This is a genomic window from Microbacterium sp., from assembly GCF_043427715.1.
In the GTDB taxonomy this organism is placed as follows: domain Bacteria; phylum Actinomycetota; class Actinomycetes; order Actinomycetales; family Microbacteriaceae; genus Microbacterium.
The window spans coordinates 26,697-37,921 of sequence record NZ_JBHWTD010000070.1 but is presented as its reverse complement, the minus strand read 5'-3'; the positions used below and the strand labels follow the sequence as shown (position 1 = coordinate 37,921).

The 11,225-nt window shown below is 70.8% G+C and carries 9 protein-coding genes and 1 rRNA gene; 5 read left to right on the top strand and 5 right to left on the bottom strand.

Annotated features, from left to right (window positions below):
* The first annotated feature begins 16 nt into the window (after window positions 1-16).
* The 3 genes from rrf (at window position 17) to ACHFGS_RS07610 (ending at window position 2,518) form a co-directional block, all read left to right on the top strand.
* A 5S ribosomal RNA gene (gene rrf / locus ACHFGS_RS07620) occupies window positions 17-133 on the top strand.
* Between the two features lie 277 nt (window positions 134-410).
* Window positions 411-1,307, top strand: a complete 897-nt coding sequence (locus ACHFGS_RS07615) for an ATP-grasp fold amidoligase family protein (RefSeq protein WP_394279988.1) — start codon at window positions 411-413, stop codon at window positions 1,305-1,307.
* Window positions 1,304-2,518, top strand: coding sequence for a glycosyltransferase family 4 protein (locus ACHFGS_RS07610; protein WP_394279989.1), 1,215 nt, complete (start codon window positions 1,304-1,306; stop codon window positions 2,516-2,518). The genes ACHFGS_RS07615 and ACHFGS_RS07610 overlap by 4 nt, the downstream gene beginning before the upstream one ends.
* 28 nt (window positions 2,519-2,546) lie before the next feature.
* On the opposite strand, the gene ACHFGS_RS07605 is transcribed toward ACHFGS_RS07610, so the two are convergent.
* From ACHFGS_RS07605 to ACHFGS_RS07590, 4 genes are read right to left on the bottom strand one after another with little or no spacing between them, the layout of a single operon-like run.
* Entirely contained in the window at window positions 2,547-3,365 is an 819-nt protein-coding gene (locus ACHFGS_RS07605) for a glycosyltransferase (RefSeq protein ID WP_394279990.1), read from the bottom strand.
* Entirely contained in the window at window positions 3,362-4,357 is a 996-nt protein-coding gene (locus tag ACHFGS_RS07600; protein WP_394279991.1) for a glycosyltransferase, read from the bottom strand. Before ACHFGS_RS07600 ends, ACHFGS_RS07605 begins: the two co-directional genes overlap by 4 nt.
* Window positions 4,354-5,469: a glycosyltransferase gene (locus tag ACHFGS_RS07595; protein WP_394279992.1), complete on the bottom strand. Its 1,116-nt coding sequence runs from the start codon at window positions 5,467-5,469 to the stop codon at window positions 4,354-4,356. Before ACHFGS_RS07595 ends, ACHFGS_RS07600 begins: the two co-directional genes overlap by 4 nt.
* A complete protein-coding gene (locus ACHFGS_RS07590) occupies window positions 5,466-6,584 on the bottom strand; it encodes a glycosyltransferase (protein WP_394279993.1) in 1,119 nt (372 codons plus the stop codon). Before ACHFGS_RS07590 ends, ACHFGS_RS07595 begins: the two co-directional genes overlap by 4 nt.
* A gap of 122 nt (window positions 6,585-6,706) precedes the next feature.
* Between ACHFGS_RS07590 and ACHFGS_RS07585 the strand changes: the two genes are divergently transcribed.
* Complete coding sequence (locus ACHFGS_RS07585) at window positions 6,707-7,741, top strand: hypothetical protein (protein WP_394289324.1); 1,035 nt, start codon at window positions 6,707-6,709, stop codon at window positions 7,739-7,741.
* Window positions 7,738-8,994, top strand: coding sequence for a glycosyltransferase family 2 protein (locus ACHFGS_RS07580; protein WP_394289323.1), 1,257 nt, complete (start codon window positions 7,738-7,740; stop codon window positions 8,992-8,994). Before ACHFGS_RS07585 ends, ACHFGS_RS07580 begins: the two co-directional genes overlap by 4 nt.
* A gap of 25 nt (window positions 8,995-9,019) precedes the next feature.
* On the opposite strand, the gene ACHFGS_RS07575 is transcribed toward ACHFGS_RS07580, so the two are convergent.
* Entirely contained in the window at window positions 9,020-11,224 is a 2,205-nt protein-coding gene (locus tag ACHFGS_RS07575) for a heavy metal translocating P-type ATPase (RefSeq protein WP_394289322.1), read from the bottom strand.
* Between the last annotated feature and the right edge of the window lies 1 nt (window position 11,225).

Below are 11,225 nucleotides of genomic sequence, written 5' to 3'. Positions count from 1 at the left end.
GAAACATCAATAGTGTTTCGGCGGCCATAGCGTGAGGGAAACGCCCGGTCACATTCCGAACCCGGAAGCTAAGCCTCACAGCGCCGATGGTACTGCAGGGGGGACCCTGTGGGAGAGTAGGACACCGCCGGACTTCTTTCGAAGAGAAGCCACCCCAACGCTGGGGTGGCTTCTCTGCGTTAACGCCTCCCTCCGAGTGATTCTCGACGAGGCCGAGCTGGGTGCTGCCGGGGTCGATGACGAATGGCACGCGTGTGCCCTAGGCCTGCGGCACCGGTGGGTGCAGTCGAGGGCGGCCGAGGGCGGACGGAGGCCTTGTCGTCCACCGGCGAGTAGCGTGGGGAGGTGTCCGTCTCTCTCCATGATTCCGCGGTCTGCGTCATCGCCCCGCGACCGTCCGAGAAGGCTGCATGAGTCCGCGAGCGCGAGTCGCGCTGCGCGAGCGGAGCGTGCTGGTGAGATGGTGGCGGCTCTGGCGGACGCGGCATCCCGAGACCTTCCGCGAGAAGGTCCGATACAAGATGCTGCGCGATCGTCGACCCATCGTCGTGACCTTCGCCGATAAGGTCGCGGTACGTGACCACGTCGCCGCGATCGTCGGGGCGCAGTACCTCCCATTCGTCCATGCGGTCGTCGAATCGGGAGGCGATCTCGAGGGGCGGGAGCTCCCCGAGGAGTTCGTGATGAAGCCCAGCCATGGGAGCGGGACAGCGGTGATCGTCTCCCATCGAGCGCCGGCGGAGGCTCGACTGCCGACGGACGGGAATTGGGTCTACCGCCATGTGCGACCGGAGCGCGCACCGGTCTCGCAGCTGGTCGCGATCGCCGACGACTGGATGTCGCAGCTCTATGGGCAGGGACCCAACCGGGAGTGGGTCTACGGCCGCGTTCCCCGTCGTGTGATCGTCGAAGAGCTGTTGACGGATGGCGACGGCCGCATCCCCGATGATTTCAAGTTCTTCGTCTTCCACGGCCGGTGTCGTTACGTGCAAGTCGATCGCGGGCGGTTCGGGACTCGCACTCAAGACTTCTTCCGGCCGGACTGGACCCACCTTCCGTTGAGCGGAGGGCCACCCTGGGCACCCGTTCCGCTCCCGCGCCCCGCCGCACTCGACGAGATGATCTCGATCGCCGAGAAGCTCGCTGCGGGCACCGACTTCGTGCGTGTGGATCTCTACGACCTGGGCGAACGGGTCGTGTTCGGCGAGCTCACCAGCTTTCCCGCCGGCGGTGACAGCCCGTTCGATCCGGAGGAGTTCAACGCCGAGTTCGGGTCGTGGTGGACCGTGCCCCGGCGGTATCGATGACGGGGCGCGAACGCTGGCTCGTCGCCGCGACGGAGCTCGCGGGCGTGACGGCCTACACGGGCGGGATCGGAAGTCATTACGCCGCGCTGCTCCCGGCTCTGCAGCGCTCTGGCGCGGACGTCGACCTGGTTCTCTTCTCGGACAGCGATCAGGTCGGAGACCCGGAAGATGACGCCATCCGGCTCCGACGCTACGTGCGCACCGACGGGATGTCCCGCACTGCCGCGCTGGGCCGGTGCGCGCGGACCGTGCGGGAGGTCTTCGGCGAGCGGCGCTACGCCCGCGTCTTCGTGCCCGAGTGGCGCGCGCTGGGGTCCGCGCTCCCTTCCCGCGCTCCGCTCCTCACGAATCTGGCGACGGGGATGCGGCTGGTCCAAGAGGTGTCAGGTCTAGAACTGGGCGATCTGCCGCAGGACACTCGCCTGACAGCCGCCGTGCAGATGTCGCTGGAGGAGCGGCAGATCAGGCGCTCCGCCGGGCTGATCGCCATCTCGTCCGCGATGCAGGCGCGGGTCAGCGCGATGTTCGGACCCCTTCCGCCGGCGCGCGTCGTGCGCAATTGCGTCGACATCGCCGCCATCAGTGCGGCCGGCGTCGACGCGGACCTGCCGTCCGGGTGGCCACCGCGCAACAGACCGACGAGTCCGATCGTGCTCTTCCTCGGGCGCGCCGAGCGACGCAAAGGCGTGGTCGACGCGATCTCGGCATTCGGGAGGCTCTGGCAACGGCTCCCCTCCACTCAGCTCGTGCTCGCCGGCGCGGGAGGGGATGCGCGCTTCGAGCCCACACGCGCGGAGCTCCTCTCACTGCTCCCCGAGGACGCACGCCGGAACGTCACCTGGCTCGGCCACGTCCGTGGTCCCGAGCTGTCCGCGGCGATCGCGGCCTCCGATGTCGCGATGACTCCCTCGCGCTGGGAGGGCTTCGGGAACGTGGCGCTCGAAGTGAAGGCGATCGGCACCCCGCTTGTGGCTACGAGCGGCAGCGGGTTCGACGACTTCTGCGCGGACGGCGTGGACTGCCTCCTCGTTCCGCCAGCGGACCCGGCGGCTCTCGCCGACGCGCTCTGGCGTGCGGTGAGCGACCCCGCGGCATCGAGGTCGCGGGCAGACGTTGCCCTCCGGCAGGTGCAGGAGTACGCCCCAGACCCGGTGGCGGCGGACCTCCGCCGTGCAGCGGACGAGCTGCTCGGCCCCGCGACGGAGGACTGACCTCCGCGCGGCTCGGCCATGGTCCCGATCAGGCTGGCCGCCAGCCCCCGCTGTCGTGGACGACGGCTCCCGCCTCCTCGAATCGCTCGAGCCACCCCGTCATCGGCCACTGTCCCCACCGACGTGCGAATCGTGCACCGTTGCGGAGGATGTCGTCGAGGTGCTGCCAGGGCGGGGACTGTGTCGGGTGATGCTGATGATAGGCGTGGGCGCCGCCGACCCACATCAGGGGGATGCCGCGGTCGCGGAGGGCGAAGGCGAAGTCGGTGTCTTCGCCGCCGTAGCCCTCGTAGCCCTCGTCGAAGTCCGGTGCGCTGCGCCATCCCGCAGCGGAGGTGGCGAAGGACAGGGACCAGAAGAGGGGATACTCGGAAGGAGCTGCCGGCACCGTTGCACCGTCGGCGGGCGACGGTCGCGCGGGGTGCGGCGCGGTGAGTGCCTCGAGCGCAGCGGAATCGACCACATCGACTCCCTCTGCGAGATAGGTGACCGGGCCGCAGAGGATCGCGTTCGGGTGGCTCTCCGCCGCGGTTCGGTAGCGCTCCATGAGGTGCGGCCCGGGCAGGCAGTCCGCGTCGAGGAAGATCAGGAGATCAGCGCCCTCTGCGATCGCGCGCGCGGCGCCGGCGTTGCGCGCGGCGGCTAGCCGGAGACCGTCCTGCCCGGGTGCCACCCGGTGAACGATCTCGGCATCGAGGGGAGGCGGCTCGTCATCCCCGATCCAGACGATGATCCGGAGAAGGTTCGGGAGGCCGCCGAGCGACTCCTGCTGGCGCCGCAGATGTGACAGGCGGCCGAGCGAGCTGAGCGTGATCACGGCGGTGAGCGGCCGATCGCCGCGCGTCACCGTCGGACCGCCGTCTCGGAGATCGCGTTGGCGGCTCGCACCGCCGCTCCGCGGATGCCCCACCGGGACCAGTCCGGGTGCAGGGACCGAGTCGACTCCATGACCTCGGGCCACTCTTCCGCCGTCGGCCACGCATCGCTGACCGTCGCGAGGCCTTCGCGACGGAGAATCCCTGCGGTCTCCTCCTGCTCGCCGAATGGCCGAGTCTGCGGGATGACGATCGCGCGGGCCTGCGCCGCGGCCAGGTCGGCGACGGAGTTCTGGCCGGCCCAGGCGACGACGATCTCGGCACGCGCCAGCGCGTCCCACGGGTCGGGTGTCCAGGAATCCCCGCCGAGCACGCGCCAGCGCCGCCCCGTGGCCCTCGCCGCGAGATCGATCTCGCGATCGGTGACCGTCGTGCCGCCCGCTCCGCCCAGCAGCAGCACCGACCCGTCGTGCTGGCTCGAGGGAGGCCGCCCGTCGAATCGACTGATGCCTCCCGTGTAGACCACCTTCCGTCGATGGGCGCGGAGATGCTCCGGCTCGAGCAGATCTTCCGCCCACGGCGCGACGATCGTCGTCGCGGCATCGAACGCGAGGCGGTGGGGGCGGTCGTCCCGCCGCCCGGGTTGGGTCACGGCGACGGTGGGCACGCCGAGCAGGCGGACGAGCACCGTGACTTCTGCGGACACATCCACGACGAAGGCATCTACCGGGGTAGCGGCGAGGGAACCGGCGACCAGCGCGAGTCGGTCTCGGTGGCCGCGGTGACCCAGCGGTGCCCAGTGGAGCATCCCGCCGACCGTCGGATCGCCCAGGCGGGGATCGCCTCCGTCGTGATCGTCGTCTCGCGGCAGGTGGGTCCAGCGACAGTGCGCGGGGAGATCGGCCGGTGCCTCGAGCGAGCTGAAGCACTCGATGTCGGCGTCGAGATGGGGAGCGATCGCGAGGAGTCGGGTGAGATGTCCGCGGCCGTGGTGGTGGACGTACCAGCCGATGCGCTGCCTCATGCGGTGAGCTCCGTCGGACCGCCGCGAAGTCCGGTGAAGATCTCCTCGAGCGCCGCGATGCGAGATTGCAGCGAGAACCGCTCCGCGGCGGCTCGTCGTATCGCTGCCCGCTCCTCCCGCCGGGGAGCATCCGTGAGCACCGCGGCGGCGCGTCGGGTCATCGCGCCGACATCGGCAGCAGGGACCAGGTGCATCCCCACGGCCGCCGCCGCGATCTCGGGAACGCCGCCGACAGCGAAGCCGACCACCGGACTGCCGCACAGCAGCGACTCCGGTCCCACCAGGCCGAATGGTTCCTGCCAGGCGGGCGTCGTGAGCGTGAGCGCGCTGTGACCCACGAGCGCCGCGAGCGCATCGGGTGCGAGCGGTCCGGCGTAGGCGATCCCGTGCCCGAGGCGGGGGAACAGCTGCGTCTCGGCATAGTGCGCGTCCCCGACTCGGCCGGCAACGACGAGTCGGCGGCCGAGTCTGCGAGCGACGTCGACGGCGAGGTGAGGTGCCTTCTCGGGAACGATCCTGCCGAACCACACCAGATCGTCGCCGCCCGGTCCGAGCGGCCACGCCTCCGGGTCGACCCCGTTCGGGAGGGTCGTGGACGGGACGCCGGCGCCCTGCCATTGCACCTTCGTGTGTGCGCTGACCGAGAGGAAGACAGACCCTGCCCCGCGAGCGGCGCGGTGGGCGTCCACGAAAGCGGTGTCGACGGGCGTGTGGAGGGTGGTGACCATCGGGATCCCGAGGGTCGGCGCGCGATGCAGCGGCAGCGGGTGCAGACAGTGATTGGAGATCACGTCGTACCTCTGACGATCCGCCGCCACTTTGTCGAGGGCACGTGAGAGAGCCGCGGCGTTCAGAGTGTCGTACGTCTCCGGCCAGGTCGTGTCCGTCTGCTCGGCGCGGTCGCCCCATTGCAGAGACGGCAGAGTGAATGCGTCATCCTCGCCGAGGAAGTCGGATCCGTCGGGTGCGATGAAGGTGACATCGTGGCCGCGAGAGCGCAACGCGTCGACCTCGCTCCAGACGGCTGCCTCCAAGCCGCCGGCGTGCGGGCGTCGGATCGGAAACCGCAGCGGTGCGATGACGACGATGCGGAGCGGACGGCGCGCCCTCACCGGGCGCGCTCCTGAATGAGTCGTCGGTAGAGACGAGCGTGGTGGGCCACCGCAGCGGCATCCGTGTTCGCGCGCTCCGCGCGACGACGCGCGATGAGCGAGGCGCGTGCGGCCGAACCGGGGCGCGGCGATGCGGCGAGCAGGTGCTGCAGTGCGACCGCGAGAGAGTCGCCATCGCCGGGGATGAACCCCTGCACCGAGCCGTCGACGTGCTGGTCGTCGAAGAATCCCACGCGGGGGGCCGCGACAGCGACGCCCAGATCCCAGCACAGCTCGAGCCACCCGGAATGCGTGCCGTGACGGTACGGCAGGATGCAGACGTCGAGCTCGCTGAGCGCGTGGTGGAGGGCATTGTCGTCGAGCCGGGCGTGCGTCGTCACGGAGACGCCCGGGACGTCGTGGCAGATGCGCAGCACCTCGTCGCGCGCCGTCTCGTCGCGCACTCGGTCGTGGAGCAGAACGCGTGCCTCGACGGGGACGCCCGCGCCCCGAATCCGCTGCGTCGCGTCGACGATCGCGCGTGCCGTCGCCGGCCCGTCGACGTTGGGCCGCAGGTCCTTCAGGTGGGTTCCGATCAGAGGGGCGTCGTGCGCGGGTCGGGGCACGACGGCGTCGGGTGGTAGCACCGAGGGATGCGGGACGACCTCCGCCTCGCGGTGCCACCTGTCGCGGACGACCCGTGCCGCCGCGACTGTCAGGGTGAGGACGGCATCGGCGCGGGGGATGATCTCATCGAGTTGCCGCACGTACGCGCTGCTGTCGGACAGCTGAGGATGGTCGAGGTCGTGAAGGGTGAACACGACCTGCCAGCCGACGGCATGTGCGGCGTCGATGCACGCGACGAGATGAGCGGGGGAGAAGGACTCCGTGCCGAAATGGATGTGGAGGAGCTGCGCCTCGGCGCGGTTCGCGGCGATCCAGCCGGGGTCGAGGGCCGGCGGCGGCCACCATACGCCAGAGGGTGCGCCCGGCACCGGAGGGTCGGGCAGAACGTGCACGGAGGGGTCCGCGGTGACGGCGCGGACGTATGGGTGCCCAGCGGGCACGGCCACGACGGAGACGGCGGAGCTCTCCCTGGCGTCTCGCCGTCGACCGCTCTGCGCGGACGTCGTCATCGCTCCCAATCGAACCCACTCTCTGCGTGGCGACGGATGCCGCCGCGACGAAGGTACGGCCGATGGGTGACCGTCTCCGGGGGGCTTGACCGCGTGTGCGTGTGGAGATAACGATGAGCCGGGTGACAGCTCAGCTTCCCCTTCTCCTCGTCGTCGGCCCGAGCGGGCACGGGGTCGTCCAGTACGGTGCGGACGTCGCTTCGGCACTCATCGCCGACGGCGCCGCCCGCGTCGAGGTCGCAGCCGATCCGACCGCAGGTCGCGCCGCCGTCGAGCGCGAGCGGTCGGTCCACGTGCACGTCACCGATCGGATCTTTGGAGACTCGCCCGAGGCTGCCGCTGCCGTCATCGAGGAGTGGGCAGCCCTTTGCCGCCTGACGATCACCGTTCACGACGTCCCGCAGCCGTCGGACGGGAAGATGTTCGCGCGCCGGGTGGCCGCCTACCACCGGATGGCGTCCGCCGCGGAGGCGACGGCGCTCAACAGTGCTCACGAGCAGCACCTGTGGCGCGAGCACATCGGCACGGCGTCGCTGCCGGCGGTGATCCCGCTGGGGGCCCGCATCGCTCAGGCGCCGGGGTTGGGGCCGGATGCCGCGGCATCCGTCGCCGATCTCGTCGTCCTGCTGGCGGGTTTCGTCTACCCGGGAAAGGGGCATCGCCCGGCGATCACCGCAGCCGCCGCGGCCGCGGCACATCTGCGCGCCGGCGGCGGGGACGTGGGTCATGTCGTCGTGCGTGCGATCGGTGCGCCGTCGCGAGGACATGAATCCGACGTCGACGCGCTCCGTGCCGACGCGGAGGCACTGGGGGTCGAACTTGAGGTGACCGGGTTCTTGGCGGATGACGCGTTCGCGCAGGCGTTGCAGGCTCCCGGCATCCCGCTGGCAGCGCACGAGCACGTGTCCGCGTCTCGTTCGATGCTCGACTGGGTGGAGGTCGGGCGTCGCCCGCTCGTGGTCGACTCCCGTTACGCGCGGGAGATGGCCGAGCTGAGGCCGGGCACCCTGAGCCTCTACGGCCCGGCGGCCCTCCCGGCGGCGCTCGCCGACGCGTGGCTCACGCCCTCGCGCACCTGGCAGGAAGCGGGCACCGCGCTGGCGCCGACCTTGAGAGATGCGGCCGCCGCGTACGCGGCGTGGTGGCAGGCGCCGTGACGGGGCCCAGCGGCATCCCGCTTCCCGGCAATCGTTGGGATCTCCTCGACGGACGCGCGCCGGCCGAGCAGCCGGACGTGACCGTGGTGATCGCCCACTACGAGCAGCCGAGACAGCTCGCCCTGACCCTCGCCGCGCTCCGGTCGGGGACGCACCCCGCGGCTCGCCTGCAGATCATCGTGACCGACGACGGGTCGACCGTGTCGCCCGATGTGCCGCACGGAGTGGAGCTCGTCCGCCAGCGTGATGAGGGCTTCCGACTCGCGGCGGCTCGGAACCGCGGGGCCGCGCACGCACGCGGCGACGTCATCGTCTTCCTCGACGCCGACACCGTGCCCGAACCCCACTTCATCTCCGAGATCGTCCGTCTTCCGGCTCTGGCTCCCGATGTGGTGGCGGTCGGCCGTCGCCGCCATGCCGATCTCGCGGCTGTCGGACCGAGCGAAGACATCCGCGTCGCCGCCGAGAGGCGGATGCTGCCCGAGCCGGGGTGGCTCTCTGACGCGTACCGCGGCTCGCGCAACCTGCTCGACGCGGATGATCGCAGCTACCGGTTCGTCATCGGCGCAGCCGTCGCGTGCTCCCGCCGCTTCTTCGAGGAGGTCGGCGGGTTCGACGAATCGTTCGATTCCTACGGTGGTGAGGACTGGGAATGGGCATATCGCGCCTGGCTCGCGGGGGCCGTGCTCGCCCATGTCCCCACCGCGGTCGCCTGGCACGACGGGCCGGATGCGTCTGAGCGGGGAGAATCCCGCATGACGAAGAACGCGGAGACGCTGCGCCTCGCCGATCGCATCCCCGTGCCGGGCTCGCGCCCGCGCGGCATCCGGTCGGCGGCCGCGGACATCGTCGTCACCGCGCCCGTCGGCGCGTCGGAGGCCGCGTCGTTCGTGAGCGTCGATTCGGCCGTGGCAGCCGTCCCGGGATCCGAGGAGGCAGACCTCGACGCCGTCCTCGCCGGCTCGGGGCGCTTCGACCGGGTGCGCATCCGGATCGAGCTCCTCCGGCCGCTGCGGGTCCGGGGGGCAGGGCTCGCGGAGGTGGTCGAGCGCGTGGCTTCCGAAGGTCTCAGGCAGGTCGTCGTCACATCCGACGAGGTACCGGTGCTCCGCGTCGTCTCGGTACGCGCCGAGCGCAGGCACCGTCGATGGGGTCGAGACGACCTGTTCCCGGATGCCGTCGAGTCTGTGCCCGGCGTGGAGGCTCTGCAGAACGAGGTCGACGTCGAGGGCTACCTCGGAGGGTGGTGGTGACGAGGCGAGCGGGTGCCGGCGCCCGTCACGCCGGGTCGGGCCGGAAGCGCCGAAGACGCAGGCTGTTGGTGACCACGAAGACCGACGACAGCGCCATCGCGGCGGCCGCGACGAGAGGGTTCAGGAGACCTGCCATCGCGACGGGAATGGCAGCGACGTTGTAGGCGAAGGCCCAGAACAGGTTTCCCTTGATGATGGCGAGCGTTCGGCGCGCCAACCGGATCGAGTCGGCGACCAGGAGAAGGTCGCCTGAGACGATCGTGATGTCGCTCGCCGCGATCGCGGCATCCGTCCCGCTGCCCATCGCGAGACCCAGATCGGCGGCCGCGAGGGCCGCCGCATCGTTCACGCCGTCGCCGACGACGGCAACGACACGGCCCTCCGCCTGAAGCGATCGGACGACCTCGAGCTTTCCCGCCGGAGTCACCTCGGCGCGCACGTCCTCGATGCCGACCTCGGCGGCGACACGTGCCGCCGTCTGCGCATTGTCCCCGGTGAGCAGAACCGGAGTGAGCCCGAGGCGTCGCAACCGCCTGATCGCCTCAGCACTGGAGGGCTTCACCGTGTCGGCGACCGCGATGGCGCCGAGATAGGCGCCATCGCGGGCGACGCCCACCACCGTCGCCGAGGCGGCCAGGTCGTTCGCGTCCGCGGCATCCGCGGGGCTGATCGAGATCGCCCACTGCTCGCGCAGCCACGCGAGGCGACCGGCGATGACGACGGAGCCGTCGACGATGCCGTGCACCCCCGATCCTGCCGTCGACGAGAAGTCCGCGAGCGCCGCCGTGCCGCCACTCGCGGCGACGATGGCGCGGGCGACGGGATGCTCGGAGCCGGCTTCGACAGCCGCTGCAGTGTCGAGCAGCTGCTCTCGGGTGACGCCCTCAGCGGGCACGACCTCGGTGACGGCCATCTTCCCGCTGGTGACCGTGCCGGTCTTGTCGAGGACGACCGTGTCGACGGCGCGGGTGTGCTCGAGCACCTGCGGTCCCCGGATGAGCACGCCCATCTGCGATCCCCGTCCGGTGCCGACCAGGAGTGCGGTCGGCGTCGCGAGGCCGAGGGCGCAGGGGCAGGCGATGATGAGTGTCGCGACCGCCGCGGTGAAGGCCACCTCGAGTGCGCCGCCTGTCAGCAGCCAGCCGGAAAAGGCGACCAGCGCCAGACCGATGACCACCGGGACGAAGATCGCCGAAACCCGGTCGGCGAGGCGCTGGACCTCAGCCTTTCCGGTCTGCGCTTCCTCCATGAGCCGACCCATGCGGGAGAGTTCGGTGTCGGCGCCGACGCGGGTGATCTCGACGATGAGGCGTCCGCCGACGTTGACCGTCGCGCCGACGACGCGCGAATCGGGTGCGACCTCGACCGGAACGGATTCGCCGGTCAGCATGCTCGCATCCACCGCCGAGGTGCCCTCACGCACGAGACCGTCGGATGGGATCTTCTCGCCGGGGCGCACGACGACGACATCGCCCACCGCGAGCTCGTCGACGGGGATCCGCCGCTCGACGCCGTCGACGAGCACGGTCGCGTCCTTTGCGCCCATCTCGAGGAGGGTGCGGAGCGCCTCGCTCGAGCTCTTCTTCGCGCGTGCCTCGGCGTACCTGCCGGCCAGCAGGAAGACGGTCACGAGGGCGGCGACCTCGAGATAGATCTCGTGTCCGCCGGAACCGGGCGTGCCGAAGAGGGTGAAGGACATGGTCATCCCGACCATCCCCGCACCGCCGAAGAACAGGGCGTAGAGCGACCACCCGAATGCCGCCACGACGCCGAGGCTGATGAGCGTGTCCATGGTGGCCGCGCCGTGACGCGCGTTGACGGCGGCAGCCCGGTGGAACGGCCAAGCACCCCAGACGGCGATCGGCGTCGTCAGCGCGAGGGCGACCCACTGCCAGTAATCGAACTGGAAGGCGGGCACCATCGAGAGGACCGCCACCGGGATCGCGAGGAGCAGGCTGATGAGGAGTCGTCGCCTAAGCGCTCCGATGCCGTCATCGGTGACGACCTTCTCCGCCGGCGGCGGCGGGACGCTGGCGTGGTACCCGGCGGCCTCCACCGCGGCGATGAGGTCGTCGGGGGAGACGTCGGAGCCGTGCACGCGGGCCTTCTCGGTGGCGTAGTTGACCGTGGCCTCCACGCCGGGAAGCTTGTTCAGCTTGCGTTCGATCCGGGACGCGCACGAGGCGCACGTCATCCCGGTGATGTCCAGCTCGACGTCGGTGGTGCTCATC

Bases quoted from the DNA above. Each gene is read 5' to 3' on its own strand.
- ACHFGS_RS07615 (WP_394279988.1), top strand. From the start codon at position 411: ATGAGTCCGCGAGCGCGAGTCGCGCTGCGCGAGCGGAGCGTGCTGGTG.
- ACHFGS_RS07610 (WP_394279989.1), top strand. From the start codon at position 1,304: ATGACGGGGCGCGAACGCTGGCTCGTCGCCGCGACGGAGCTCGCGGGC.
- ACHFGS_RS07600 (WP_394279991.1), bottom strand. From the start codon at position 4,357: ATGAGGCAGCGCATCGGCTGGTACGTCCACCACCACGGCCGCGGACAT.
- ACHFGS_RS07590 (WP_394279993.1), bottom strand. From the start codon at position 6,584: ATGACGACGTCCGCGCAGAGCGGTCGACGGCGAGACGCCAGGGAGAGC.
- ACHFGS_RS07575 (WP_394289322.1), bottom strand. From the start codon at position 11,224: ATGAGCACCACCGACGTCGAGCTGGACATCACCGGGATGACGTGCGCC.